We start from the raw sequence: 24,482 nt of genomic DNA, 5'->3' as shown, positions 1-24,482 counted from the left end.
TCATGATTATCATTCGATATTGGAATGCATCATGGATATCCGCTCCCTGCGCTACTTCGTCGAAGTGGTCGAGCAAGCCAGTTTTACGCGCGCGGCCGCCAGGCTGCACGTGACGCAGCCCACCGTCAGCAAGATGGTGCAACAGCTGGAACAGTCGCTGGACCTGGCCCTGCTGGACCGCGCGGGCAAGCGTTTTACCTTGACGGACGCGGGCAAGGTGGTGCTGTCGCGCGCGCATGAGCTGCTGGCCCTGCACGCGGAACTGAAGGTGGAATTGCGTGACCTGCAACACCTTGAGCGGGGAGAACTGCGGGTCGGCGTGTCGCCGCAGACGCACTCGACCCTGGCGCCATGGCTGGCCGAATACCACCAGCGCTATCCGGGCATCGAACTGAAGATGTATGAAAGCGGCACGCAGGCGATCGAGCGCGACTTGCGCACCGGCACAGTGGAACTGGGCACCATGCTCGACTATCCGGGCAATGCGGCCACCTGGCAGGATTTCGAAGCCTTGCCCCTCGTGCGCTCGCCGCTGTGCCTGCTGGCCGCGCCCGGCTCGCCGTGGCAGGGCCGCGCCTCGGTCGCGCTGGCCGAGCTGGCTGACAGCCCCTTCATTTTCTACGGCGCCGCGTTCGCCCTGAACGACATCGTGCTGGACGCCTGCCAGCGGGCCGGTTTCGCGCCGCGCATCACGGGCCGCAGCGGCCAGTGGGATTTCATTGCCTCGCTGGTGCGGCTGGGCGTGGGCATCTGCCTGCTGCCGAAGATGTATTGCGACACGCTTGATGCCGCGCAATTTGACGTCATCCCCCTGGCCGGTCCGCCCGTGGAGTGGAATTTGATGCTGGCCTGGCGCCGGGGCGGGCGGCTGTCGTTCGCGGCGCGCGCCTGGCTGGAGCTCGTCAGGGCGCGCATGGCGGACGCGGCACGTTTACAATAGGCGTTCGCCAACTTCCGCCCGACCCGATGAACATCAACGTCAATACCAGACTCAAACGCACGGCCGGCTCATTGCTGCTGGGATTGTTATGCACCGTAGGCCTGATGAGTGAAATGGGCTACGCCCAGGCCGCCTTGCCCGTGTATGGCTATTTCGTCAAGAACACCTATCCGCACGACCCCCAGGCGTTCACGCAAGGCTTGCTGTTCAAGGATGGCCATCTGTATGAAAGCACGGGCCAGAACGGCCAGTCCTCCTTGCGCAAGGTGGAATTGACGACGGGCAAGGTGCTGCAAAAAAGCATGCTCGACAAGAATGTGTTTGGCGAAGGCATCACGGACGTGGGCGATGAGCTCCTGGGCCTGACGTGGATTTCGCAGACCGGCTATGTCTTCGACGTGAAGACCTTCAAATTGAAACGCAAATTCAGCTACCCGGGCGAAGGCTGGGGCCTGGCCAGCGACAATCAATTCGTCTACATGAGCGACGGCACGTCCGCCATCCGCGTGCTCAATCCGAAAACCCTGAAGGAAGTGCGCCGCTTCGAAGTGAAAGCCGAAGGGCGGCCCATCGACCGGCTGAACGAGCTGGAAATGGTCGACGGGCAACTGTTCGCCAATGTGTGGGGCGCGGACGTGATCGCCCGCATCGATCCCGCCAGCGGCAAGGTCGTGGGCTGGATCGACCTGACGGGCTTGCTGCCGCCCGAGCAGCGGGGCACGGCCAATCCCGATGCCGTGCTCAACGGCATCGCCTGGGATGGGCGCGGCAAGCGTTTGTTTGTCACGGGCAAACTGTGGCCCAAGCTGTTCGAAATCGAGCTGATCGAAATCCAGCGCCGTTGATGTTGGCTATCGGACAGTGTTGCTGGCGATGAATCGTTTATGATGGCGACCCTTCGCCCAGTGCGACCTTTACAGGATGCCATGCTGTTCTTTTCTTTACACCGCCTGGCGGCCGCAGCCATCCTGGCCGCCGCCATCGTACCCGCCGCGCAGGCGCAAACATCATACGTGCCGGTGATGCAGCAATACGGCGACTTTGTCGTCACGCGCGACCGCCACGCCCCGCTCGTTACCTTGACTTTCCGCAAGCACGGCTACTGGCCCGGCGGCGCGCGCGAAGTGGTGGAGGTGCGTCCGCTGAAAGCGACGCGCGAGGGCCAGCCCATGCTGCTGGCATTCACCAAGGGCTATACGGGCCAGGGCACGATACTGATCGGCGTGCAGAATGGTGAACCGCTGATGCGCCCCATCAGTCCCCTGCAGCGCGACAGCATGGTGCGCACGGAGCGCGACCCCGAATGGGGCGTGCCGCAGCCGGGCCGTCCCGAGATGCTGCTGTTTGCCCGCGACGGCCGCGCGCTCGACACGGGCACGGGCGAGCTGCTGTGGTTTGACGTGCCGGGCGGCGTCACGGGCGATTACGCGCCCGCCATGCTGGTCTCCGTCTCGCCCGACGGGAGGCGCGGCGCCTATCTGACGAATGCGCTGACGAAGGTGGGGATCATCGTCGCCACGCGCGACGACGGCGTGGCCGGCGTGCTGGCCTTGCCGCCAGACACGTATCAGCGCTGGCTGAAACCGATCTCGGAAACGGCTTCCGCGCAGGCGCGCGCCGCCATCAAGGCGCGCCAGGGCCGCACGGATTCGAACCGCATCCGGCGCGAGCTGGAACTGGCCTGGTTCGGCCAGCAATTTCAATGGAAACAAGGCAAGGGCGGCTGGCAAGTGACGGGCCTGGGCCTCGCTTCCGCGCCGCCGGAAGGAAAACAGCCATGAGCAATCCTCAACTGATCGCCGGCTGCCTCGCCGCAGCCCTGCTGGCCGGCTGCGTGCATGGCGAAATCGCCCCCAGGGATTATCTGGCGCAAGACATCGACAAGAGCCAGGCGCTGGTGGAAGTGGACGTGGTCTTCGGGCAAGCGCCCGATGACAAGCTGACGTCGCGCGTGACGGCCCGCAATAGCGTGGAATACGCGGGCGCGCCGCACATCGTCGTGCCGTTTTACCAGAAGGGTCTCGGCTTCGACCAGGGTTTTGCCGGCACCTATATGTTTGCCGTGCCGTATCCGATCGCCAAGGTGGAAACGGCCACGGCCAGCAGCCGCGTCTTCGGCCAGAAACTTGACGGGCAGCAGCCGGGCAGTCCGCGCTATCGTTTCCGCGTGCCGGGCAAGGCGCAGTGGAACAGCAATGAAACCTTCATGCTGAGCTTTGCGCGCAAGGGCCGCCGCGAAGAAATCACTTTCCGCTTCAGCAATGAGCAAAGCTGCCCGTCCGCCTTCCTGGCCACCACGCCACTGTATGGCTTTCCCATCAAGGTCGTCGCCACGTTCAAGGGCAATCAAGGCTGCCTGAAAGTGTGCGACAGCCGCGACCAGTGGCCCGGCTTTTGCGCCTTCCAGCCGCCGCCAAGTGCCTGACTATCATCATGCAAGCGACGCGTCGGCCTTGGACGGTGCGGCGCTTATACACGCGCGCGTTTCGCCGATTCTATTCAATTGTCATCGAATGGCGGCGTAAAACGCTTATTTATGCGCTGAAAACCCGGCTGAATTGACGCAGATCAATACCGCGGCCAGCACATAAATCTTGCCGCAAAAATATCTTTCTCAGGCGTATGATTTCCGTGCCGTGAGCAGCGCACGCAGATGGTGCGGCCCGGCCCGATATCCGAAACGCATCGTTCCTGTGGAGAGACAGAATGAAAATGCCCGTTTTAGGAAGCACCCAGGCCGCCATCAGCAACCGTCCGCTCGATATGCTGGCCACCGATACGGCGGCAGTGCGCGCCATCGCCCAGGCGGCCGTCAGCGTGGAACTGTTCACGATTCCCCTGTACATGGCCACCATGTATTCGATCCAGGGCACGCACCAGATCAACTCGAAAGGCATCACCTACTACGAAGGCCGCCAGTGGCCGGGCATGGGTACCACGGCGCGCCCCGAACTGAATGAGCAGAAGGCCTTCAATATCATCTTCAGCGTCTTCATCCAGGAAATGCTGCACCTGCAGATGGCGGCCAACCTGGCCACGGCCATCGGCACGGCGCCATGCTTCACGGGCTCGGAGCTGCAGTCGCAGGACCACGGCTGGACCTGCTACGGCAAGGATTGCACGGTGATCCCGCACATCGTCGACTTGCAGGACACGGCTGGCTACCGCCACGTGCGCGTCAACCTGGAAGAGCTGAACGATAACCAGTGTGACCTGTTCCTCGCCATCGAGCAGCCGGAACAGCAGGCGCGCGCCCAGCTGGCGAAGTTTGACGAGCACAACCACACCAAATATTTCCCCGAGGTGCCGTTCGTGGGCTGGACGCCGGGCAAGCACGTGCATGACCTGCCCCTGTTCGGTACCATCGGCTACATGTATGAGTGCTACGCGCGCTATATCAGCATCGAATACACGGATGGCCAGACCTTGTGGCACAAGCTGTTCGTCAACGGCTCGGTGCAGCAGGACATGTTCAACAGCCAGGTGCCGGGCCACGCCAAGGCGGAGTTTCCCAAGTTCGACACCTGCTTCGGCCCGCAGGACCAGGATGGCGGCCAGACGGGCTCGTTCAACAAGGCCATCGACATGATGGCGGCCATCACGGACCAGGGCGAGGGCAGCGACACGGCCATCCAGCGCTACCGCCGTGACGCAGGGCAGCGCCTGATGGCCGTGCAGCCCGACTACCGCGAAGACCTGGCCGCGTTGAAGTGCGATTACCCGTCCTACGCGAACAATGGCAAGGACGCCGAATCGCGCGACGCACAGGCACGCCACGACAGCGCCCCGTTCGATCACTATGAGCGCTTCGGTCAGGTCAAGGCCATGCTGCCCGTGCAGACCTGGGCCGGCTGGCACAAGGAAGGCGGGCGCTGGAGCGAAGCCATGCTGACCAACGAGCGCTACAATCCGGCCACCGCGCCGAAGAACATCCCCGCGCCCGCTGCCGTGGCGGGCGCCCTGAACCGCCTGAAGGATACCAGCGGCACATTGGGGATGCTGAGCACGGTGGCCACGGGCGCCATCTATGGCATCACTTCCGTGCTGGACAAGTACTGGCTGAACCAGCAACTGGAGTTTCCGTATCCGTCGATGGTGGGCGCGGGCGACCGCATGGCCATCTGCTGGGCCGTGCTAGGCCAGGCGCCGAACCTGGCGACGGGCGTGCCGCTGGCCGAGAAAGGCGTGCTGTACCACGCCTGCCAGGGCATGCATCTGGAGGGCGAAGCGTCGTCCACCTGCGCCGCGCTGGCCGTCTACCATACGTGCCGCGGCTCCAACGGCTGCCATGCCCAGGGCGGCTGCGGCTTTGCCCAGGCCGACACGGGCGGCTCGTCCTGCGGCCATTCGGTCAAGGCTGCCGCGGCGCCTGGCAGCGAGTGCTACGTGCCGCCACCGCCGCCGCAGGACGATAAAGTCTACAGCGCGCCCAGCGACAACAAATGCGGCGGCTTCGGCGGCTGCGCCGTGCCGATTTCGGCCTCGCAGCTGTATCCGAACACCACGAAGAAGGACCCGCCCGAACCCGCCACCATGACCCTGTACGATTTCGGTCCCGCGCCCGAGCACCGCAGCATTCCGCTGGGCCAGAGCATGAGTTTTGCGCTCGGCGACAATGTCTACGACAAGGCATGGGAAGCCTACGGCAAGGTGATGGCCGCGCGCGGCACGCCGGTGGGCGCGCCGCCGGCGCCCACCGACCTGCGCCTGGCCTTGCCGCCGTCGACCTGATGCGGGGCATCCTGCACGAGGCGCGGCCGCGCCTGGGCCTGCCGAACCTGGGCCTGGGCGTGGGGCTGCGCCCGCCCCATTACGCGCACATTCTGGAACACGGGCCGCAGGTGGACTGGTTCGAGATCATCAGCGAGAATTTCATCGACAACCACGGCTATGCGCGCCATGTGCTCGAGCAGGTGGCGGCGCAGGTGCCCATCGTCATGCATGGCGTGTCGCTGTCGATCGGCAGCAGCGATCCCCTGAGCCTGGCTTACCTGCGCAAGCTGCGCCAGCTGGCCGCCGAGATCCGCCCCGCGTGGATTTCCGACCACCTGTGCTGGACGGGCGCCGCCTCGCTCAACAGCCATGACTTGCTGCCCTTGCCGCTGGACGAGGCCAGCCTGCGCCATGTGGGCGCGCGCGTGCGCCAGGTACAGGAATTCCTGGGCCGGCCCCTGGTCCTGGAAAACCCCAGCACCTACGTGGAGTTTGCCCAGTCCAGCATGCCGGAATGGGAATTCCTGGGCCGCCTGGCCGAGGACACGGGCTGCGGACTCTTGCTCGACGTTAATAATGTCCACGTCAGCGCGCATAACCATGGCTATGACGCGGCAGCCTACATCCGCCAGTTGCCGCATGAGCACATCGTGCAAATCCACCTGGCCGGGCCCACCGTCTGCGGCGCCATGCTGATCGACACGCACGACGCCCCCGTGCCGGCGGCCGTCTGGCGCCTGTACGCGCTGGCGCAGCAGCTGACGGGGGGCGTGTCGGCCCTGCTGGAATGGGATGCGGACATTCCGGCTTACCCGCAGCTGCTGGCCGAACTCGACAAGGCGCGCGCGGCCGGGCGGGGAGAGTTTTCCGATGCCGTACCAGCCACGGCCACGGCGAGCCTGGCCGGCGTCTCGGCGCCGCTGGGCTTTCACCTGGAGGCGGCCCATGCCCCGTAGCGCCGACGGCGACGCGCGCGCGGACGCACCGCTGGCGCAATTGCAGGCGTGGTTCCTGACGGCCATGACGGCGCCGGGCGGTGCGGCGCGCGGCGCGCAGCTGGCCAGCGAGCGCCACGGTTTGACGCAGGAGCAAGTGTTGAAGCGGGCGCGGGGCGGGCCGGCGCCGCTGCACATCCATGCGGACGGCTACGTGCAGCGTCTGCTCGAATGCCTGCAGGCCGACTATCCTGTCTTGCGCAAGGTCATGGGCGACGAGCTGTTCGCCTTCTTTGCCCGCGCCTATGTCTGGCGCCACCCGTCCGCTTCCCCGACCTTGTACGACCTGGGCGGCGGCTTTGCCGATTTTCTCGCCGCCAGCCAGGGTGCCGCCGGCGCGCAGGGGGACGTCTTGCGCTTTCCCGTCGAACTGGCGCGGCTGGAGCGGGCGCGCAGCGAGGCGGGCAGGGCGCCGGGGCTGGAAAAACTGGCGCAGCCCGTCCTGCCTTCCGGTCTGGACTTGCTTTTGGGAAATGCGCCGGCCTGGCGCCTGACGCCGTGCACGCGGCTGCTGGCCCTGTCATTTCCCTTGTGTGCATTCTGGCAACAGGCACAGGCCGCGCCGGACGACGCCAATCCGGCCCAACCGCAGGCCAGTCCCGCCTTTGTGGCCATTTCGCGCATGCATTACCGGATCGTTATGCAGGAGCTGCAGCCGTGGCAATTTGACTGCCTGCAGGCGCTGGCCGGGGGCGCGCCGCTGGCGCAGTGCGCGCAGCAGGCGGCACGGTCCAGCGGCAGGGCGCCGGACGAGGTGCTGGCCGACGCCATGCTGTGGCTGCCCATGGCGGCCGCGGCCGGGCTGGTCACCAGCGCTGCCTGAGCGGAAGGCGGCGGACGCAAAAAAGGCCGATGAAAATCGGCCTCGATGACAACTGCAGGTGTTGCTTAGCGGTAAAACGCTTCGACTTTGCCCTTCAGCTTGATCTGCAGCGGACGGCCGCGGCGGTCGAGGGACTTGGTGGAAGCGACCTTGATCCAGCGTTCGCTGATGCAATATTCTTCCACGTCAAGACGTTCCTTGTCGTTGAAGCGGATGCCGACGTCGTTCTCGAACACGGCTGCAACGTGGTAAGGGCTGCTCGGGTCGATCGACAGGCGATCGGGCAATGGGGGTAAGGTAGTGGTATCGTTCATGGGCGTAATTATCTCCCAGAATGCCGATCCAGACAACGGCCTTTCGCACGCCGTCTATCTGGCTGGACGCGAAATGGCGGGCGCGGCCGTGTGCGTGGATGGCGGCGGCGGTGATGATGAACTGTGCGGCATTCCCGTCGGGTCGGCCAGCTGGATGACCGTGCCGTGCTGCCAGGCGTCGGCACCGGCAACGATGGCGGGCGCGGCGATGTCGGTCCGCTGGCGGCGTTTTTCGGCCGAATCGATGCCGAAGCGGTGGTCGCGCGCGGCGACCATGGCGGCGTCGGCCTGACCGTCGGCTGTAAAGCCCATCATCAGTTGCGGCACGCCCAGCGGCAAGGTCTTGTGCAGATCCGTGTGCCAGGTATGCCAGGTCTTGCCGTAGGTGCCGACCAGCTTTTGCATCAGCGCCTTTTCCGCCACGGCCGGTATGCCGGGCGCGATCAGCTGGCCCGACTTCACTTCATGCACATGGCTGTGCCACAGCGCTTTTTCCGCCGCGGGCAAACCTTGGTACAGCCTGGCGCTGACGATGTATTCGACGCCCATCAGCTTGGCATCCTTGACGTTGCCGTCGTAAATCACGCATTGAATCAACTCTTCATTGACGATGGCGCAATAGTGGTGCGCCTCCATCTGACCGCGCAGATTGCCGTTGTAGAAATGAAAACCGTCGAGATAGGCATTGAGGGCCGCAATGGGCGGCCGGGCTTGCAGGGCGTCGGCGCCAGCATCGAGCACGCGCGTGGAGACCCCGGCTGGCGCGCCCGGGGCCTCCACGTTCGATGCCGTATTCCTGGCGCCGCAGGCGGCCAGGCCCATGCCCAGCCCGGCGCACAGCATGGCCCTCAGCGCTTTCATGTCGACCAGCAGCATCGGGCCGTGCCTGCGAAATCAGGATTTGTCGTCATTCTTGTGGCTTTGACGTCCCGCTTCCACGTGCTGCTCATGCGTGCCGCCGCGCGTGCCGGAGCCGGAACCCGATTGCTGGCTGCCGCCGCCGCTCTTGCCCTGGCCCGATTGCTGGCCCGACTGCTGCGAACCTTGTGAGCCTGATTGCTTGTCGGCGTCATTCTTGTGGCTTTGGCGGCCCGCCTCGACGTGCTGCTCGTGCGTGCCGCCCTGGGTACCGCCCGACGATTGGCGGCTGCCGGACTGTTTGTCCGACTGTTGGCTGCCCGATTGCTGTTTGTCCGATTGGCTGCCGGATTTGTCGTTGCTGTTCGAAGTCATGATCATGTCCCCTAAGGTTAGTCTGCGTCGTCATCCGCTCCAATATTGGGTTGGATGTTCCTGCCTGAGCTCCGGCGCCGTGCAGCACCGTTGAGACCATTCTCGTTGCAAGCGTCGGGCTTAACCATAGGGACACTCCTTGTCGCCACGTAGGAAAACTCCGGCGTAGCTGACAACCATTTCTACATTTGCATTGTTTACAAGTGCCCTGTTTCCTGCGGCGGCCTGTCCCAGTCGTCATGCCAGCCATCGACAAAGGTGACGGGCACCCGGGCCAGCTCGGCCGCCGCCGCATCGTCGAGGCAGTTCACGCCAATGCCGACAAATGGGCCGCTGCGGGGCGAATCGCCGTAGCCAAACGGGTGTACGCCGCAGTGGCGGCAAAAATAGTGGCGCTCGCGCCCGGCGCCGAAGCGGTATGCGCTCAAGTCGCCTTCGCCGGCCAGCAACTGGAAGTCGGCGGGCGGCACCTGGCTGGCCCAGCAGCGGATCTTCAGGCAATAGGAACAGTTGCAGCGCAGGCTGGGGGCCGCCAGGTCGATCTCGGCCGCGAAGCGCACGGCGCCGCAGTGGCAGCTGCCATGGTAGGTTTTTTTCATCTGGCCCACTCTACAGGGTGGCCGTACTGTCATGCAACTGCTGGAATTGCGACAGCTGCTGCTGCATCAGCCGCGCATACTGGCCGCCCGCGCGCAGCAGCTCGGCGTGCGTGCCTTGCTGGCAAATCCGGCCCTTGTCCATGACGATGATGCGATCGGCCTTGACGATGGTGGAAAAGCGGTGGGCGATGATGATGGTGGTGCGCCCTTGCATCAGCGCGTCGAGGGCGCGCTGCACCAGCTGTTCGCTGGCCGCGTCGAGCGCGCTGGTGGCCTCGTCCAGAATCAGGATTTTCGGCGCGCGCAGGATGGCGCGGGCAATCGCGATGCGCTGCTTCTGTCCGCCCGATAATTGCACGCCCCGTTCGCCCACGAGGGTGTCGTAGCCGTCCGGAAAGGCCGCGATAAAATCGTGGGCATGGGCCAGGCGCGCCGCCGCCACCATCGCTTCGCGCGCCACGACCCGGTCCGGCACGGCAAAGGCGATATTGTCGGCGATGCTGCCGGAAAACAGGGCCGGCTCCTGCTCCACCACGGCCATCTGGCGCCGCAATTGCGTCACGCCCAGCACCTGCGCGTCGATGCCGTCGAATTGCAGGCTGCCCGCGTCCATCTTGTAGTGGCCCAGTACCAGGCTGGCGATGGTGGACTTGCCCGCGCCCGAGGCGCCGACGAGGGCGATCTTTTCGCCTGCGCGGATGGACAGGCTGACACCGTCGAGGGCCGCGACCTGTACGCGCTCGGGATACGCAAAACGCACGTCGCGCAGCGCGATGTGGCCGGCCAGCGGCGGCTGCGGCGGCGCTTCGGGCACGGCACGGTGGCTGCGCAGGATCTCGAAGATGCGGTCGGTCGAGCCCATGGTGCGCATCCAGGTGTTCCAGAACTCGCTGATGGAGCCGGCCGTGTCCGTCACCATGCTGGCATAGATGACAAAGGCCGTCAGCTCGCCCACGCTCAGGCGGCCCTGGCCGATCAGGTGGGCGCCGAAGCACAGGGTGGTCAGCAGGGCAACAAACGCGAGCAGCCCCTGCGCGCCCTGAAACACGGCCAGCAGCCGCGTACCGGCCAGGGACACTCCCAGCAGCTCCCGCATGGCTTGCGCGTAACGGGCCATGGCGCCGCCTTGCTGGTTGAACGCCTGCACCAGGCGCGCATGGGCAAAATATTCCTGCGCCACCTTGCCGCTGGCGGCCAGGGTGGCCGAAATGGCCCGCGCGCGCTGCCGGTAATTGCTGCCGGATAACTTGCCGAGATACAGGCTGATGGGAATGAACAAGGCCAGCGGCAGGCTCAGCATGGGCGACAGCTGCAGCAGCATGGCGATGCCGCCCAAAAACACGCACAGCGAACGCAGGGCGTTGGCCGCGCCGATGGTCAGGCTTTCATGCAGGGCCGACACGTCGGACGTGAGCCGGCTGTTCAGCTCGCCGCCATGGTGCTTGTCGAAGAAGGCGATGGGCTGGTTGATCACCACGTCGAACAGGCGCCGGCGCACGCCCATGACAACCATGTGGCCGCTCGATTGCAGCAGGTAGAAGCGCGCGGCCGAGGCCAGCGCATACAGCACGCTGAAGGCCAGCATGGCGGCGACCATGCCCGGCGTGACGCCGTGCCGGGTGAGGGCGGTCACGTTGTCGATGAAATACGCGATGGCTTGCGGAAAGGCCAGCTGCGCGCCCACGGTAAGGGCCATGCACAGCAGGCCGGCGGCAATGCGCCAGCGCACGGGGTACAGCAGGCGCAGGCGTTCAAAATGCGGGCCGAAGTTGATATTGCTCATGCGGCGCGCTCCTGTGACGGTTCGGCGTTCAATTGTCCGACGAGGGCCAGCCAGTCTGCGTCGCCGATCAGGCCGGCCGCTTCCACGCGTCCCTGGTGATTGACAAAGACATAGGACGGCGAGCTCATTTGGGGATTGACGCGCCGGTAGTCGCGCAGGCTGACGCGCGCCGCCGCCGCACGCAAGGCGTCGCCGGGCAGGAAGGCGCGCAGCCGGCGGGCCGGTTCTTCGCTGAGCAGCCACACGGCCAGGCCCGCATTGCGCGCCAACGGCAGCAGCCGTTCGATGCCGGCCAGCTTATCCGCGCATTTCGGGCAGCGGCTGGCGAGGAACAGCAGCACGGCCGCCTGGCCGGGGGCGCCCGGCTGGAAACGCGCGCCGCCAGTCAGCGGGCGGGCTGGCACGGCGGGCAGGGGCTCGCCCGGCGCCAGCGCCGTGGGCGCCAGCCTTTCGCGGCGGCTGGCGCGCAGCACGGCCAGGGTCAGCCAGAGATTGCCGGCGATGGCGAACGCCAGTGCCGCCAGCACCAGTTGCAAGGTCGCGGCATCCATCATCCGGCCTTTGCCAGGGTGGCGATGTCGTGCAGGGAAATGATGGCCACGCAGGCGATGGCCGCCAAGCCGGCCGCCAATACAGTGGTGGCGACGGGCAAGGCCGCATCTTGCGCCAGCGCAAAGTAGCTGCCGTTGATGCCCACCGCCAGCGCGTTGCGCAGCAAGTCGTACTGCGAGACGGGCCGCGCCGCTTCGCCGAAGCAGCTGCAGCGCACCACGCTGTGCGTGAAGTAGCGCCAGGCCAGCACGGCAGTGAGGGTGCTCAATAGCAATAACGACAGCAGCATCGGCAGCCGGGTGCCGCCGGCCAGCAGCCAGCCGGCCAGCAGCAGTTCTGCCGCCACCAGGGCCGGCGCGGCGCCTGTGGCTGCGGCGGGCGGCAGGCCGAACGAGGTGGTCAGGTTGCCGCGAAATTCCCCGTAGCTGCGCAGCTTGCCCACGCTGGCCGCCAGCAGCAGCAAGGCGATGCAGCAGCGCGCGATATCAGACAGCAATGCCGTCAGCATGCTGCCCCCGTTTGCGTGGTCCACAGCGGTGCGAAGCCGCCCGGACGCTGGCGCCGCAGCTGCACGCCGTCGCGCGAGGCCAGCAGCGCATCGTTCCACGGTTCGTCGGGGGCGCTGCGCAGGGCGCCGCCTATGTGCGCCTGCAACTGGGTCGAGATGGCCCAGCCCAGCCGTTCAGCCTGGGCATCGCGCGCCATGTTCAAGCCCAGCCGGGCCAGCTCTTCGCGCGTCAAGGCATAGTTATGCGAGTGGTATCCAGTCACCAATTGCGCGACGATGGCACGCCGCGCCTCTTGCGTGGCATCGGGCAATTGCCAGGCCAGCAATTCCTCGCCGATTTGCGCCAGTTCCAGCGTGGTGCGGTAAAAGGCCGTCAGGGACGGGGGAAAGATGCTGCCGCACAGCAGGGACAAGGATTGCTGGCGCGCTTCGCCGGCATCGACGCCGAACCACTGCTGCGCCATGTCGCCGAAGACCTTGATGTCGAGGCTGGAAATGGCGCCGCCGTCCACGCCGTCGAGCTGCGGGTCGATGGGCGAGAACAGGGCCAGGTCGCCGGCGATGATTTCATCGGCGCCCAGGGCCAGCAGGGTAGCGGCCGACTGGCAGTGGAAGGGCACGATAAAGCTCAGGTGGCGCGCATGCTGGCGCAGCAGCAGGGCGATGCGGCGCGCCGCGTTGACGATGCCGCCCCGTCCGTGCAGCACCACGTCGAGGCGCGCTGCGGGGCCGATGCCCTGGCACAGTTCGTAGAGGGCGGGCAGCAGTTCCATGTCCAGGTGTGAGGCGGCCAGGACGATGGCGCGGCTGTCGCGCGCCTGCTCCAGTGCGCGCAGCTGCGAAGGCAGCAGGGTCAGGTCTGGCTGTGGCATAACGCTCCTTCGATCAGGATATCGGCGACGCTTTCCAGCAGGGGCAAGGCGGGCACCAGTTGTTGCACATATAAAAATTGACCAACAGGATTGTTTTCCAGGAAAACATACTCGCCCTCGGGCGTGACGATCAGGTCCAGCGCGCCGTACTCGAGACCATAGCTGTGCACGAAAGCGAGGCAGCGCTCGTGTATGTCGTCCGGCAAGGTCGCCGCTTCGTAGCGGATGGGGGCCGACATGTCGCGCGAATCGATGGCCGTGCGCGCATCGTCCTGCGAATACAGGCGGGCGGCAAACAGCTGCTTGCCGATCACGGTGATCCGTAGTTCATATTGCTTGGCGATATATTCCTGGAACTGGCAGCTCAGTTCGCTGACGGCGTCCAGGCTGTCGAGCATGGCATCGTCGACGACGGTGGTGCCTATGCCGCCGCTGACCCTGTCTGCATCCTCGACCGTTTCGGCCGCCAGGGTGGGCGTGGACATGCTCTTGAAAATGATGGGTCCGCCGACGGCGGCGCGGAAAGCGCGCACGTCGTCGGGCACGTTGCTGATCACGGTGGCGGGCACGCGAAAGCCCATGCGCGCGGCCCGTGCCAGCTGCTCGCCCTTCCATTGGGCGCCGCGCAGGGCCAGCGGGTGGCTGAGCCAGTAGCAATCGAGGCTGTACAGCACGCTGAAGATGGCTTGTTCCGTTTCCAGCCGGGCATAGGCGCGTTCCTGCGGCGTCAGGTCGGCGCTGGCATAGGCGTAGTCGGCCGCCTTGCGCAGCCAGACGGCGCCCACCTGGCGCAGGTCCAGCCAGTCGCCGTCGGGCAGGCGGCGCAGGCGCGCACTGGCCTGGCCGCCCAGCATGCGCTGGCACAGCTGGTAATCGCGGGGAAAGGCGTCGAGATCGATACGGAAGGGGGCATGACCGCGGTCGGCGAGAATCGATGCCACCAGGTCGGCGTGCAGGTCGCCGCTATGGCTGATAATCAAAACCTTTTTATGCATGTCGGGGAGCCTGCAGTAGCGGAAAATCGGGAAGATGAAAAAGCCTTGCCGCGGCAAGGCTTTCAGTTGGCGCAACGATCAGCAGAATTCTCCGCCGTCACTCGAGCCGACGCGCGAATAGCGGTATTGTTCCTCGCTGTCGACCGCCGTGCAGCCGGCCACGGCGACACCGTCGCGCACTTTCCAGGGCGCAGGACGCGCCGGTTTTTCCTCTTCCTTTTTTTCCGCCAGTTTGAATGCGAACAGCTTGGTTTTATCGTGCATGAGATCCTCTGTTAATGGTTATGTTTCGATTTTTACCGATAACTTCTTTAAAGAATGGAATCTCCAATTGAGAGGGGTTCATATATTCATTGCGCGCGGAAAATCCGCGCCGCACGGCGCCGGTTTGAATATGGGGAATATATGCAACCCCGCGCCGGGCGGGGTTATGGCGTGCCGGAAATCAGCAATACTGGCCGCTGTCGTTCGGCTTGAGACGCGAAGAGTCGCGATATTGATCATTGGTGCCGACGGCGGTGCAGCCGGCCACGGCGACGCCGTCGCGCACTTTCCAGACGGTGGCGGGCGCCGCCTGTTTTTGAACTTGTTTTTCAGCCAGTTTGAATGCGAACAATTTGGATTGGTTTTGCATTGTACTATCCTCTTGTGATGGTTAAGTACGGCTTGCGCTGTGTGCCATGGTATATGGCCATTCGATATTAGCGCCGGAATAAATAAGCGTCAATTGAAAATCAATCGTATTCGCGATTCTATGTCCGAGATACTCACCAAATATCACGCCGGCCATTTATGTTATTGCAGTGCGATAAATAATAAGGGCGGTGTTTTAAATGAGCTGCAAGCCGTTTGATTATGGATGGCAAACGGATCGCCTATGCGCCCGGCCACGCACTATAATGGCGCCTGTTGAATGGAGAAGGCAGGAGTCGCTATATGGAAATGACAGTTACTGACAGCCTGCGAGAGCTGGCGTACGCGCAGGCCGCAGCGTTCGTGCAGACGCTGAACGGGCGCGATCCTGTTGCGCTGCAACGCGACTGGGGCCTGTCGCCGGCCGTGGCCACGGAGATCGTCGACATGCTCGACAGCTACTTTGCGGCCAACGAGGCGCTGTCCCTGACGCCGCTGGCGCACGCCTTTGTGCCGGGCAAGGGCGGCCGGCCCGGCGTCGATGTGTACGCCACCGGCGACGGCCCGTTGGGCCTGGAATGCCTGTTGCTGGCCGACGGCAAGCCCGGTGAAGCGATTTTGCACCTGGAAATGTCCGGCCACGATGGCGCGCTGCGCCTCCATTACCGCTACATCGGATCCTGAGAGCACCATGACTGAACTGATCAGCGAAACACAGCAACGCATCTGCGACAAATTCGGCTTGCCGGCGCAGGCGCCCGAACCCATGGTGGCCCTGGCCATCGGCAGCCTGGCGCAGTCGCCCATCTATGGCACCCGCATCGCGCTGCCGGAAAACGGCACCATCAGCTGGTTCATCCACTGCGGCGAACACGACGACGCCAGCGGCTTTTACCAGGCCCTGCATGCGGAGCACCTGCACGAGATGCTGCCGCAGGTGGTCGATTACCTGGCCTTGCCCAGCGGCGCCAAGTTCATTCTCGACCGGCAAGGGTATGAAGATGTGTGGCTGGAAGAGTAACTTTCTAATCGGCAAGATTGTCGTTGACGTTGACAAATAGGTATGGGATGCTGCGGTTCCGTTTTCAACTGTCGAAAGCCGTATCTTGAAGCCACGCCTCCCATCCGTCCTGCTCGTCATGGCGCTTGCCGCCGTGGCAGCTCCCGTCACCTCGATCGCCACTGCCGCCCCCGCCAACTCATCGCAGGCATCGCGCGCGGAACAGGAAATTGCCTCCTTTGTGCGCAGCGAAATGCGGGAGCGCCAGATTCCCGGGCTGCAACTGGCCGTGATCCAGCATGGCAAGGTCCTGCTGAAGCGCAATTTCGGCCTGGCCAGCCTGCAATATCAGGTGCCCGTGACGGACGCCAGCCTGTTTTCCATCAACTCGGCCACCAAGGCGTTTGCGGGCGTGGCCGTGATGCAGCTGGTGCACGAGGGCAAGATCGACCTGGCCGCGCCCATCGGCCAATACCTGACGGGGCTGCCTGCAGCCTGGCAAGCCGTGACGGTGACGCAATTGCTCAACCATACCTCTGGCTTGCCCGACGTGCTCGACCAGCGCAGCGGCAAGCTGGTGGGGCCGCAACCGGACGACGCCGCTGCGGCGTGGAGCGCCGTGCAGGCGCTGCCCGTGGAAGCCCCGCCAGGCCAGCGCTACCGCTACAACCAGACCAATTACGTGTTGCTGGCGCAATTGATCGAGCGCCAGAGCGGCCAGCCCTTTACCGACTTCATCCGGCACCGGCAGTTCGACGTGGCGGGCATGCGGCACAGCGGCTTTGGCGATGCGAAGGACGTGGTCGTGGGCAAGGCCAGTTCCTACGTGCTGGACCGGGGCGGCAACGGCTACCGCAACGTGATCGAGGACTTTCCCGTGTTCATGCGCGCCGGGGCCGGCATCAACAGCAATGCGGGCGAACTGGCCAACTGGCTCATCGCCCTGCAGTCGGGGCGCTTGCTGGCGCCCGCCAGTGTGGAACGGCTGTGGCAGCCGACTAGCTTGAATGACGGCAAGCCGGCGCCTTGGGCGCTGGGCTGGCCCACCATCGGCCGTGATGGCCACCGCGCCGTGGCCGGCATCGGCGGCGGCCGCTCGGCCTTCTATGTGTATCCGGACGACGGCCTGGCCGTCATTATCCTGAGCAACCTGGCCGGCGGCCAGCCGGAACAGCTGATCGATACCATTGCCGGCTTTTACCTTCCCGCCCTGCGCCAGCAGCGGGGCGGCGCGTATGCCGCGCATCTATTGCGCAACAAGGCGGCCGGCACGGGCTTTGAAGGGCTGGAGCAGAAACTGGCCGCCATCCGGCGCCAGCATGGGCTGCCCGCACCCGCTGACGACGACCTGAATGCCTGGGGCTACCGCCTGCTGGGCCGGCAGCAGCCGAAACAGGCGGCCGCCGTTTTCCAGCTGGGCGTGCAACTGTACCCGCAAGGGGCGAATGGCCACGACAGCCTGGCCGAAGCGTACGAGGCCGATGGCGCCACGGCGCTGGCCGTCACGCATTACCGCCGTTCGCTGGAGCTGGACCCGGGCAACACGCACGCCGTGGCGCGTTTGCGCGTGCTTTCCCCGGACTAGCGCGCCGCCGCGGCCTGGCCGTGCTCGGACCCGTGCATGGCCAGGTAGGCCGTCAGGTTGTCGTCGGCGATGCCCAGGGCACGCAAGACTTCCTTGGTGAAGGTGACGGGCGCCGTGCCGGGCGCCGTGATGATGCGCTGGTCGGCCACGGCCCACGGCACATCCTGGTACAGGGCGGCGCCCGCATAGCCCGTTTCCAGCAAGTTGCCCGCGCTGTTGGACGTATGGTGCACGGTGTCAAGCACGCCCGCCTGCGCCAGCACGCGCGTGCCGTCGCAAATGCCGGCCAGCACGACGCCCTTGTCGCGCGCGGCGCGCAGCAACGGGCCCAGGTCGGGCGCCTTGCCGCTTTGCCAATGGCTGCCGCCGCACACCATCAGCAAATCGAGTTCCTCGAGCACGATATCTTCCAGCGCCAGCTGCGGCGTGACCAGCATGCCGCCGGACGAGGTGACGGGCAAGCCGCCCGGCGTGGCGAACTGCGTGTAAAAACCGTAGTACAGGCGCGCCGTGGAATTGAGCAGGGCGGTTTCCCAATCGGCAAAGTTTTCGGTCAGTATGGTAATGGCACGTGTCATGAAAAGTCCTGTCGCAGGTGGAGATATCAATAGTACTGGCTAGCTGGCCAGCTGGTGCCGAAATCATAATAAAAAGCACTGACAATTTCTGTCAGTAGCATGCGTGAATCAGCAGGGCGCAGGAAACGATGGTACAAGTTGCAACAGACTGCGCTACAATCGCTGGCCCGTCCGCGCGGGCTTGTCCTTGTTCAATGCTTACTCTCCATCGCCTCCATGCTGATTCTGTTTTGCCGTGTCCTGTTCAGCATTGCTGGCCTGTTGCTGTTCTTCCTCTTCGATCAGTTAAGCGCGAACGAATGCCTGAAATTGAGCGTCTTGCTGGCGGCCTTCCTGCTGGGTGTGGGCGGCGTGCTGCACGCATGGCGTGGCAGTTGCGGCGCGATCACCGTGCTGGTGCGCGTCGTCGTGCCCGTGTTTTACCTGGACGCCGCCGTAAAAGGCTTCTTGCGTGGCTATTTTGGCATGCGCCCGAACCCGAATGCGGTTTTGCAGGCCATGTTTGCGACAGATCAAGCGGAAACGGGAGAATTTTTCCTGCACAACAGCGTCGCCCTGGCGCAAGCGGCTGGCTGGTTTGTGCTCGTGACGGCGGCCGTGCTGCTGGCCGACCACCAGCTGCAGCGCTGGCAGGCGTCGCGCGCCGGTACCGCGCCGGGCTGGCCGCACAAAGCCTTTGCCGCCGGTATGTCCGTGTTTCTCGTGCTGCTGCACGTCAATACCACCATGCGGCGCGAAAATCCGGCCCTGTTCTGGCCGCTGCGCTACCAGCAGTACAGCGCGCAGCTGGACGCGATGAAATCGATGCAGCATGCGCTGACGGCGGCCATGGCCGCGCCGCGCGACTGGAATGTGCGCTATGCGGGCGAGGAGGCGCGCACCGTCATCCTGGTGATCGGCGAGAGCACCAACCGCGCCTCGATGTCGCTGTACGGCTATCCGCGCGCGACCACGCCCCAGCTCGACGCCATGCGTGCGAAGCTGCTGGTTTTTAACGATGTGATTTCGCCCGCGTCCAGCACGGTGGAATCGATGATGACCATGCTCACGCCGGCCGATATCGGCAACCCCGATGCGTGGATGGCCAAGCCGAATCTGCTGATGCTGGCCGAGGCGGCCGGCTACAAGACGTTCTGGGTTTCGAACCAGACGCGTAACGATGGCTGGATCGGGCTGCTGGCGGGCGAGGCCGATGAAAGCGACTTCATCAACTACGGCACCGGTCGTGGAGAAAACAATTTTGACGGCAACCTGTTCCAGCCATTCGCCCACGCGCTGCGCGACGCGGCGCCGAAAAAGCTCATCGTCGTGCACTTGCTGGGCGCGCATCCCAGCTATGACATGCGCTATCCCAGCCGCTTCGCCCATTTCGACCGGGCACAGGACGCCGTCAGCGCGCAGATGGCCAGCCAGGGCAGGTCCAGCTGGATACGCAACCAGCGCGACGAATACGATAACGCCATCCGCTATGGCGATTACGTGCTGGGCACCCTGATCGGCATGGCGGAAACGGCCAAGACCGGCCGGGCCGCCTCCTTGCTGTTCGTCTCCGACCATGGGCAGGAAGTGGGCTACAGCCGCAATCACGCGGGCCATTCCGCGTCGGACAAGAGCGGCTATGAAATCCCCATGTTGATCTGGGATAACCAGCAAGCGCCGCAGTCGACGGCCGTGCGCGCCGCGCTGGAAAGCCGGCCGTATCAGACGGACAAGCTTGATGCGACCGTGCTGGGCCTGCTGAAGATCGAGACGCGCTATTACGCCGCGCATGACGATATCCTCAGCAGTGCCTTTACGCCCGTGCAGCGCTTCATGAATGGCTTGCAGTACCAGCGCGGGGCTGCGCCGCTGAGCCGGCAATGAAAAGGCCCGGCGCCGCCGCGGGAAGCGGCGGGGCCGGGCCCCTGAGTTTGCTGCGGATTTGCTCTCGATTACTTCTCGGCGAATGCGCGCTCGACAACGAAGTCGCCAGGCGTCGAGGTATTGCCTTCCTTGAAGCCACGCGCTTCCAGCATGTCTTTCAGGTCGCGCAGCATCTCGGAGCTGCCGCAAATCATCACGCGGTCTTCGGCAGGATTGAGTTCCGGCACGCCCAGGTCTTTGGCCAGCTTGCCGTTCTCGATCAGTTCCGTGATGCGGCCCATGTTGCGGAAGTCTTCGCGCGTCACGGTCGGGTAGTAGCGCAGCTTGTCGCTGACCATTTCGCCCAGGAACTCATGCTTCGGCAGATGTTCTTCCAGCAAGTCGTGGTAAGCCAGTTCGTCGACCTGGCGCACGCCGTGCACGAGGATCAATTCGTCGAAGCGTTCGTAGATGTCCGGATCGCGCACGATGCTGAGGAAAGGCGCCAGGCCCGTGCCCGTCGACAGCATGTACAGGCGCTTGCCCGGCAGCAGGTAGTCGGACACCAGGGTGCCCGTCGGCTTGCGGCCGACGATGACGGTGTCGCCCACTTGCAAGTGCTGCAGACGCGACGTCAATGGGCCGCCCGGCACCTTGATGCTGAAAAATTCCAGGTGGTCTTCGTAATTGGCGCTGGCGATACTGTAGGCGCGCAGCAATGGCTTGCCGTCAACGCGCAGGCCGATCATGGTGAAGTGGCCATTCGAGAAACGCAGCGACGGGTCGCGCGTGGTGGTAAAGGAGAACAGGGTATCCGTCCAGTGGTGCACGCTTAAAACGCGCTCTTCATTCATCGAACTCATAGTATTTGTTGGCTGGTCAAAAAAATGGTTAGTTGCTGGCAACTGCTGGCAAAAGTGAAACCCTGTGTAGGCCCAGACGCTATTGTACTGGCCTCCACACGAAATTGTTACCGTCTATCGCCGCCAATGCTGCCGCACGCGGTGCCGACATTATAGTGCGAATGGCAAGGCGGGGCTGAAATTCGCCCGGAAACGGGCGGTGGGCATGCGGTCTCTTGACCTGGCTCAGTTTTTCGCCGGCGGCATCAGGATGCGGCCCGGCGTTGCCAGAATGGCGCCTCCGGCCAGCGCTGTTCGGCGCCGTAGAAGCCGCGCCGCATCTGCAGATAGGTTTCAAACGAGGCGAAGACGCTGCGCCGGTAGCCCGCCGCCATGCCCCGGTCGCCCGCCAGGCAGGCTTCCGCCACCCGCGCCGCATGGATGCCCGACGCCATGGCCTGGCCGATGCCCAGTGAGGAGATGGGGTCGAAGCAGGCGGCCGCGTCGCCCGCCGCCGTCCAGTTGTCGTCCGCCGGCAGCGAGGCCACGCGGCTGTGAATCGCATAGTGGCGCAGGGCGTTCGGCGCGGGCAGGCGCGGCATGATATCGCGCACATGCCGCGTGCCCATGGCGGCCTCGCGCCAGGGCGCTTCCTCCTTCAGCCGCAGGCGCTTGAGGATGTCGGCATCCGTGATGAAGGCCAGCGCCACGCGGTCGCCGGGCAGGGGCGCCGCATAATACCAGCCGTGCTGCGTCGTTTCCACCAGGGTGCGGTGCGGCAGGAATTGCGGTTCTTGCAACTGATAATAGGCGTACAGCGCCACCAGCGCGTCTTGCGTGTGGATGGGGCGCTTGCGCTGGCGCACGATGGCCGCCTGCTTGCCGCTGCAATCGATCAGGTAACGGGCCGTCAGGTCCACTTCCTGCCCGCCGGCCGCCACGCGCAAGCGCCATGGGTCGCCGTGTTCCAGCTGCACCAGTTGTGCGGGACGCCACAGCTCCACGCCGGCCTGGCGCGCCTGCTCCAGCAGGATGGCGTCGTAATGCCGGCGGTCCAGGTGCAGGCCGTGGCCATGGCTGCTGAAGACGGCGTCGCGCGACATCAGTTCCGCGCTGCCCCAGGCGGCCGCGTGGGAAAACGCGGGCAGCTGGGCGCCGTCCAGCAGGTCGCGGCCCACGCCCAGAAAGTCCAGCATCGAGAAAATGGACGACGAGACCGTTTCGCCGGCCCGGTAATCGTCGAACAGCTGCTTTTCCAGCAAGGCGATGCGCAAGCCCGTGTAGCGGGCCAGGGTCAGGGCGGCGGCCGTGCCGGCGGCACCGCCGCCGACAATGACGACATCGTAGTCGGGCGATGAAGACATGCTCAATGGGAAAACCGGCGCCGGTTGGCCGGCATGATTTTCTTCGGCGTGTCATGCAGGGCCACTTGCGCGCCGCCGCTGGCAAACAGCTGCGAGGCCTTCTCGGGCGCCGTCTGCGGATCCTCGTCCTTGAGGAACCACGCGGGCAGGTAGTTGGCATCGTCGCCCGTGATGAAACTGCTGGCATTGCCGACCCCCACGCTGGCAGCCACGAATTTCGCGTGATTGCGCTCCTTTTCGACAAAGTACGGATACTGGCGGCCCGATTCTGCATCCTCGTTCTGGTTCACGATGAAACCCAGGTAGTGCCAGGAGCTGATCATCTGCGAAAAACTGTTCATGCCGCGGCTGTACATCACCTGCATGCCGGCCGGCACGCCGGCGAGCGCCTGTTCTTCCTTGGTGGTGGCGCCATTGATGACGTTCCACGGGCTTTGCGGCGGCCACCAGTAGGCGTAGTAGGTGGGCGGCACGGGAATGAGCGAATCGGGATTCTTGACGATATCCGGATTGTCGAAGTTGATCATCTGCACGGAGCAGTCATAGAAATCGGCTTGCCATGGAATCGCCATGCGTTTGGTCAGGTCGCCCGGTTCGCAGCCGGTGCCGACGGTCGGATCGTTCCAGTCCAGCGGTTCGCACTCGTCGCGGCCCGGCGACAGGCCGTTTTTGGCGTAGTCGGCATCCACGCGGTGCAGGATGGCGTACGGTTTCTCGTAGATGACGGGATTGCGCACGCTCCACGTCACTTCGATGCCGGGACACATGGGTTCGCCGACGCAATTGCCGATGGTCGCGTGGTCGAGCGGGTCGATGCCCGGCAAGGCCAGGCCCGGCGCGTCGGGGGCGAATTTGCCGGCCGCCCATTGCTGCAAGGCAAAGTATTGCGTATCCGTCAGTACCGAAAACTTGCTGATGACGTTGTTGCGCACGGAATTGCTGCCTGAATTCAACGGCACGAGGGGGATGCCCGCGCCGCGATTGTCCGTGGTGGCGGCGCTGAACAATTGCCCGCCCTGGCCGCCGGTAAAACCCGGCACCTGTTCCTTGGTCCCGGGCCGGATGGCCGATGGCTTGCGGAAATAACTGAGGAATTTCTCCCGCTGCGGCCGGTTCGCTTCCGAGGCATCGGCCACATCGAAGTTGGGGCGGATGAAGGCCGTCATCGACGGCACCGTCGCCACCCACTGGTAATCGCCTATCCTGGCGAGGAATGGCTGAATGTCCTGCGCGTAATTGACGACATAGTCGGGGTTCCAGCCATCGCTGCCGCTCCAGCGGGCCGCATCGTAGGCCTCGGGCAGCGCGTTCTTGTATTTGATGGCCATGTCGGCCACCACGTCATCCCAAGTGGAAATATTCACCAGTTCTGGCGCGAACTTCGGCGAACCGATGACCACCCAGGCTTTCAGTTCCACGGAGGGGCTGCCATCCTTGAAATGGATGGTTGCGCTGACGGGGCCGTCGGCCACGTCGTCATTCCACGTATCGCCGCCGCCGAAGCCCGTGATGCTTTCCGAGCCGCCGGCGCGGCCATAGGCGCCGATCACCAGCAAGTTGCCGCGCGAATCCGTGCGCATTTCGCCCAGGGTGCGCACCGGATAGCCTTGCGTGATGGCTTGCGGATCGGGGAAGGACACGTGCTTGTACGCGCCGGCGCCGTCCTTGTCGAACTGGGCCTTGCCCAGCGGCGCGTCGAGGGTGCGCGGTCCCGGATCGACGATCAGTTTTTGCCGTGCCGCCTCTCCCGTGACGTCGCTGTTGCGCAAATTGGTCCAGGACGTGGGCGTGAGGTTCCAGGCGGGCGGCGTATTTTCCCAGGTTTCATAGCTGTTGTACGGGCCAAACATCAGGTCGCCCAGCAGGGGAATGAAGTTCCACCAGGCCGCCTTCTTGTTAGCCACGTGCACTGTCCACTCGATTTTGGCAATGCTCGGGTCTTGCAGGTCGACCAGGACTTTTTCCCCGGGACGTCCCGCCACGGACTTGTAGATGCGGAAACTGGCCGCCTGGCGCCGCACGCGGCCGGCCGCATCCTTGAACTGGGCAACGTGGACCGGCTTGCCGCCGGACAGCAACGGATCGTTATTGCCGTCCGCTTCGATCGGCAACCCGCCGATGGTTTCCGGCGCCAGATAGAACGAATCATGGCTGTTGCCCACGCGGGCAATGCCGATGGATGGGTGGATCGAGTACTGTTCCGTGCTATTCATCAAGTTTTCCCCTGAAAGGTTGGCAATCCTGGTGGCATATCTGGCGGCAGCTACGGGGAAAGATACAGAGAAAAATTGCCAAAAAAGTCACCCATTGT

26 protein-coding genes are annotated in these 24,482 nt (G+C 64.5%); 11 read left to right on the top strand and 15 right to left on the bottom strand.

Annotated elements, in window-relative coordinates:
* The first annotated feature begins 31 nt into the window (after nt 1-31).
* The 7 genes from AC3RCG_RS15570 (at nt 32) to AC3RCG_RS15540 (ending at nt 7,471) form a co-directional block, all read left to right on the top strand.
* Complete coding sequence (locus AC3RCG_RS15570) at nt 32-940, top strand: LysR family transcriptional regulator (protein WP_492401343.1); 909 nt, start codon at nt 32-34, stop codon at nt 938-940.
* Between the two features lie 26 nt (nt 941-966).
* Complete coding sequence (locus AC3RCG_RS15565; RefSeq protein ID WP_230503076.1) at nt 967-1,785, top strand: glutaminyl-peptide cyclotransferase; 819 nt, start codon at nt 967-969, stop codon at nt 1,783-1,785.
* Between the two features lie 81 nt (nt 1,786-1,866).
* Nucleotides 1,867-2,721 carry a hypothetical protein gene (locus AC3RCG_RS15560; protein WP_492401344.1) on the top strand — a complete coding sequence of 285 codons (855 nt, stop codon included), beginning with the start codon at nt 1,867-1,869 and terminating at the stop codon, nt 2,719-2,721.
* Nucleotides 2,718-3,365, top strand: a complete 648-nt coding sequence (locus AC3RCG_RS15555; protein ID WP_492401345.1) for a hypothetical protein — start codon at nt 2,718-2,720, stop codon at nt 3,363-3,365. Before AC3RCG_RS15560 ends, AC3RCG_RS15555 begins: the two co-directional genes overlap by 4 nt.
* A 281-nt stretch (nt 3,366-3,646) precedes the next feature.
* Entirely contained in the window at nt 3,647-5,671 is a 2,025-nt protein-coding gene (locus AC3RCG_RS15550) for a ferritin-like domain-containing protein (protein ID WP_492401346.1), read from the top strand.
* On the top strand, nt 5,671-6,609 hold the full coding sequence (gene bufB / locus AC3RCG_RS15545; protein ID WP_492401347.1) for an MNIO family bufferin maturase: 939 nt from the start codon (nt 5,671-5,673) through the stop codon (nt 6,607-6,609). The genes AC3RCG_RS15550 and bufB overlap by 1 nt, the downstream gene beginning before the upstream one ends.
* Entirely contained in the window at nt 6,599-7,471 is an 873-nt protein-coding gene (locus tag AC3RCG_RS15540) for an HvfC/BufC family peptide modification chaperone (RefSeq protein ID WP_492401348.1), read from the top strand. The genes bufB and AC3RCG_RS15540 overlap by 11 nt, the downstream gene beginning before the upstream one ends.
* A 65-nt stretch (nt 7,472-7,536) precedes the next feature.
* Here AC3RCG_RS15540 and AC3RCG_RS15535 read toward each other — a convergent pair whose 3' ends face one another.
* The 11 genes from AC3RCG_RS15535 to AC3RCG_RS15485 form a co-directional block, all read right to left on the bottom strand.
* The gene (locus AC3RCG_RS15535; protein ID WP_010398340.1) at nt 7,537-7,785 is read right to left on the bottom strand and encodes a DUF3297 family protein; all 249 of its coding nucleotides are present in this window, start codon (nt 7,783-7,785) and stop codon (nt 7,537-7,539) included.
* Between the two features lie 54 nt (nt 7,786-7,839).
* Complete coding sequence (locus tag AC3RCG_RS15530) at nt 7,840-8,646, bottom strand: OBAP family protein (RefSeq protein WP_492401349.1); 807 nt, start codon at nt 8,644-8,646, stop codon at nt 7,840-7,842.
* Between the two features lie 33 nt (nt 8,647-8,679).
* On the bottom strand, nt 8,680-9,018 hold the full coding sequence (locus AC3RCG_RS15525) for a hypothetical protein (protein WP_230503083.1): 339 nt from the start codon (nt 9,016-9,018) through the stop codon (nt 8,680-8,682).
* A 197-nt stretch (nt 9,019-9,215) separates the two neighbouring features.
* Entirely contained in the window at nt 9,216-9,617 is a 402-nt protein-coding gene (locus AC3RCG_RS15520) for a GFA family protein (protein ID WP_070288445.1), read from the bottom strand.
* A gap of 10 nt (nt 9,618-9,627) precedes the next feature.
* On the bottom strand, nt 9,628-11,400 hold the full coding sequence (locus AC3RCG_RS15515; protein ID WP_070288444.1) for an ABC transporter ATP-binding protein: 1,773 nt from the start codon (nt 11,398-11,400) through the stop codon (nt 9,628-9,630).
* Nucleotides 11,397-11,954 (bottom strand): hypothetical protein, encoded by a 558-nt coding sequence (locus tag AC3RCG_RS15510; protein WP_070310402.1) that lies wholly within the window; start codon nt 11,952-11,954, stop codon nt 11,397-11,399. The genes AC3RCG_RS15515 and AC3RCG_RS15510 overlap by 4 nt, the downstream gene beginning before the upstream one ends.
* Nucleotides 11,951-12,460 (bottom strand): MauE/DoxX family redox-associated membrane protein, encoded by a 510-nt coding sequence (locus tag AC3RCG_RS15505; RefSeq protein WP_492401350.1) that lies wholly within the window; start codon nt 12,458-12,460, stop codon nt 11,951-11,953. The genes AC3RCG_RS15510 and AC3RCG_RS15505 overlap by 4 nt, the downstream gene beginning before the upstream one ends.
* Entirely contained in the window at nt 12,454-13,332 is an 879-nt protein-coding gene (locus tag AC3RCG_RS15500; protein WP_492401351.1) for an SDH family Clp fold serine proteinase, read from the bottom strand. The genes AC3RCG_RS15505 and AC3RCG_RS15500 overlap by 7 nt, the downstream gene beginning before the upstream one ends.
* Complete coding sequence (locus AC3RCG_RS15495; RefSeq protein WP_492401352.1) at nt 13,314-14,327, bottom strand: ATP-grasp domain-containing protein; 1,014 nt, start codon at nt 14,325-14,327, stop codon at nt 13,314-13,316. Before AC3RCG_RS15495 ends, AC3RCG_RS15500 begins: the two co-directional genes overlap by 19 nt.
* A gap of 78 nt (nt 14,328-14,405) precedes the next feature.
* On the bottom strand, nt 14,406-14,591 hold the full coding sequence (locus tag AC3RCG_RS15490; protein ID WP_070288440.1) for a hypothetical protein: 186 nt from the start codon (nt 14,589-14,591) through the stop codon (nt 14,406-14,408).
* 181 nt (nt 14,592-14,772) lie between these two features.
* Nucleotides 14,773-14,961: a hypothetical protein gene (locus tag AC3RCG_RS15485; RefSeq protein ID WP_070288439.1), complete on the bottom strand. Its 189-nt coding sequence runs from the start codon at nt 14,959-14,961 to the stop codon at nt 14,773-14,775.
* Between the two features lie 302 nt (nt 14,962-15,263).
* On the opposite strand from AC3RCG_RS15485, the gene AC3RCG_RS15480 reads away from it, so the two are divergent.
* The 3 genes from AC3RCG_RS15480 to AC3RCG_RS15470 all read left to right on the top strand — a co-directional run bounded on the left by AC3RCG_RS15480 (nt 15,264) and on the right by AC3RCG_RS15470 (nt 17,545).
* Nucleotides 15,264-15,644 carry a hypothetical protein gene (locus AC3RCG_RS15480; protein WP_492401353.1) on the top strand — a complete coding sequence of 127 codons (381 nt, stop codon included), beginning with the start codon at nt 15,264-15,266 and terminating at the stop codon, nt 15,642-15,644.
* 7 nt (nt 15,645-15,651) lie between these two features.
* Nucleotides 15,652-15,981 carry an immunity protein Imm33 domain-containing protein gene (locus AC3RCG_RS15475; protein WP_099408510.1) on the top strand — a complete coding sequence of 110 codons (330 nt, stop codon included), beginning with the start codon at nt 15,652-15,654 and terminating at the stop codon, nt 15,979-15,981.
* Nucleotides 15,982-16,066: 85 nt separating this feature from the next.
* On the top strand, nt 16,067-17,545 hold the full coding sequence (locus tag AC3RCG_RS15470; RefSeq protein WP_492401354.1) for a serine hydrolase domain-containing protein: 1,479 nt from the start codon (nt 16,067-16,069) through the stop codon (nt 17,543-17,545).
* On the opposite strand, the gene AC3RCG_RS15465 is transcribed toward AC3RCG_RS15470, so the two are convergent.
* Nucleotides 17,542-18,123 (bottom strand): type 1 glutamine amidotransferase family protein, encoded by a 582-nt coding sequence (locus tag AC3RCG_RS15465; protein ID WP_492401355.1) that lies wholly within the window; start codon nt 18,121-18,123, stop codon nt 17,542-17,544. The genes AC3RCG_RS15470 and AC3RCG_RS15465 overlap by 4 nt on opposite strands.
* Before the next feature lie 216 nt (nt 18,124-18,339).
* Between AC3RCG_RS15465 and AC3RCG_RS15460 the strand changes: the two genes are divergently transcribed.
* Nucleotides 18,340-19,986 (top strand): phosphoethanolamine transferase, encoded by a 1,647-nt coding sequence (locus tag AC3RCG_RS15460; protein WP_492401356.1) that lies wholly within the window; start codon nt 18,340-18,342, stop codon nt 19,984-19,986.
* A gap of 68 nt (nt 19,987-20,054) precedes the next feature.
* Here the strand turns inward: AC3RCG_RS15460 and AC3RCG_RS15455 are convergent, their stop codons facing one another.
* The 3 genes from AC3RCG_RS15455 to lodA form a co-directional block, all read right to left on the bottom strand.
* Nucleotides 20,055-20,828 carry a ferredoxin--NADP reductase gene (locus tag AC3RCG_RS15455; RefSeq protein ID WP_070218815.1) on the bottom strand — a complete coding sequence of 258 codons (774 nt, stop codon included), beginning with the start codon at nt 20,826-20,828 and terminating at the stop codon, nt 20,055-20,057.
* 245 nt (nt 20,829-21,073) lie between these two features.
* Nucleotides 21,074-22,171, bottom strand: a complete 1,098-nt coding sequence (locus tag AC3RCG_RS15450) for a tryptophan 7-halogenase (protein WP_492401357.1) — start codon at nt 22,169-22,171, stop codon at nt 21,074-21,076.
* Nucleotides 22,172-22,173: 2 nt separating this feature from the next.
* Nucleotides 22,174-24,384: a CTQ-dependent lysine 6-oxidase LodA gene (lodA, locus tag AC3RCG_RS15445; protein ID WP_492401358.1), complete on the bottom strand. Its 2,211-nt coding sequence runs from the start codon at nt 24,382-24,384 to the stop codon at nt 22,174-22,176.
* Between the last annotated feature and the right edge of the window lie 98 nt (nt 24,385-24,482).

Source organism: Janthinobacterium sp. GW823-FHT01H08, assembly GCF_058797855.1.
Note: the sequence above shows the minus strand (reverse complement) of the source record. Positions and strands in the feature narration are given on the sequence as shown.

Excerpts from the sequence above, each read along its gene's own strand:
- AC3RCG_RS15570 (WP_492401343.1), top strand. The coding sequence starts at position 32 with ATGGATATCCGCTCCCTGCGCTACTTCGTCGAAGTGGTCGAGCAAGCC.
- AC3RCG_RS15565 (WP_230503076.1), top strand. The coding sequence starts at position 967 with ATGAACATCAACGTCAATACCAGACTCAAACGCACGGCCGGCTCATTG.
- AC3RCG_RS15560 (WP_492401344.1), top strand. The coding sequence starts at position 1,867 with ATGCTGTTCTTTTCTTTACACCGCCTGGCGGCCGCAGCCATCCTGGCC.
- AC3RCG_RS15555 (WP_492401345.1), top strand. The coding sequence starts at position 2,718 with ATGAGCAATCCTCAACTGATCGCCGGCTGCCTCGCCGCAGCCCTGCTG.
- AC3RCG_RS15550 (WP_492401346.1), top strand. The coding sequence starts at position 3,647 with ATGAAAATGCCCGTTTTAGGAAGCACCCAGGCCGCCATCAGCAACCGT.
- bufB (WP_492401347.1), top strand. The coding sequence starts at position 5,671 with ATGCGGGGCATCCTGCACGAGGCGCGGCCGCGCCTGGGCCTGCCGAAC.
- AC3RCG_RS15540 (WP_492401348.1), top strand. The coding sequence starts at position 6,599 with ATGCCCCGTAGCGCCGACGGCGACGCGCGCGCGGACGCACCGCTGGCG.
- AC3RCG_RS15535 (WP_010398340.1), bottom strand. The coding sequence starts at position 7,785 with ATGAACGATACCACTACCTTACCCCCATTGCCCGATCGCCTGTCGATC.
- AC3RCG_RS15530 (WP_492401349.1), bottom strand. The coding sequence starts at position 8,646 with ATGAAAGCGCTGAGGGCCATGCTGTGCGCCGGGCTGGGCATGGGCCTG.
- AC3RCG_RS15525 (WP_230503083.1), bottom strand. The coding sequence starts at position 9,018 with ATGACTTCGAACAGCAACGACAAATCCGGCAGCCAATCGGACAAACAG.
- AC3RCG_RS15520 (WP_070288445.1), bottom strand. The coding sequence starts at position 9,617 with ATGAAAAAAACCTACCATGGCAGCTGCCACTGCGGCGCCGTGCGCTTC.
- AC3RCG_RS15515 (WP_070288444.1), bottom strand. The coding sequence starts at position 11,400 with ATGAGCAATATCAACTTCGGCCCGCATTTTGAACGCCTGCGCCTGCTG.
- AC3RCG_RS15510 (WP_070310402.1), bottom strand. The coding sequence starts at position 11,954 with ATGATGGATGCCGCGACCTTGCAACTGGTGCTGGCGGCACTGGCGTTC.
- AC3RCG_RS15505 (WP_492401350.1), bottom strand. The coding sequence starts at position 12,460 with ATGCTGACGGCATTGCTGTCTGATATCGCGCGCTGCTGCATCGCCTTG.
- AC3RCG_RS15500 (WP_492401351.1), bottom strand. The coding sequence starts at position 13,332 with ATGCCACAGCCAGACCTGACCCTGCTGCCTTCGCAGCTGCGCGCACTG.
- AC3RCG_RS15495 (WP_492401352.1), bottom strand. The coding sequence starts at position 14,327 with ATGCATAAAAAGGTTTTGATTATCAGCCATAGCGGCGACCTGCACGCC.
- AC3RCG_RS15490 (WP_070288440.1), bottom strand. The coding sequence starts at position 14,591 with ATGCACGATAAAACCAAGCTGTTCGCATTCAAACTGGCGGAAAAAAAG.
- AC3RCG_RS15485 (WP_070288439.1), bottom strand. The coding sequence starts at position 14,961 with ATGCAAAACCAATCCAAATTGTTCGCATTCAAACTGGCTGAAAAACAA.
- AC3RCG_RS15480 (WP_492401353.1), top strand. The coding sequence starts at position 15,264 with ATGGAAATGACAGTTACTGACAGCCTGCGAGAGCTGGCGTACGCGCAG.
- AC3RCG_RS15475 (WP_099408510.1), top strand. The coding sequence starts at position 15,652 with ATGACTGAACTGATCAGCGAAACACAGCAACGCATCTGCGACAAATTC.
- AC3RCG_RS15465 (WP_492401355.1), bottom strand. The coding sequence starts at position 18,123 with ATGACACGTGCCATTACCATACTGACCGAAAACTTTGCCGATTGGGAA.
- AC3RCG_RS15460 (WP_492401356.1), top strand. The coding sequence starts at position 18,340 with ATGCTGATTCTGTTTTGCCGTGTCCTGTTCAGCATTGCTGGCCTGTTG.
- AC3RCG_RS15455 (WP_070218815.1), bottom strand. The coding sequence starts at position 20,828 with ATGAGTTCGATGAATGAAGAGCGCGTTTTAAGCGTGCACCACTGGACG.
- AC3RCG_RS15450 (WP_492401357.1), bottom strand. The coding sequence starts at position 22,171 with ATGTCTTCATCGCCCGACTACGATGTCGTCATTGTCGGCGGCGGTGCC.
- lodA (WP_492401358.1), bottom strand. The coding sequence starts at position 24,384 with ATGAATAGCACGGAACAGTACTCGATCCACCCATCCATCGGCATTGCC.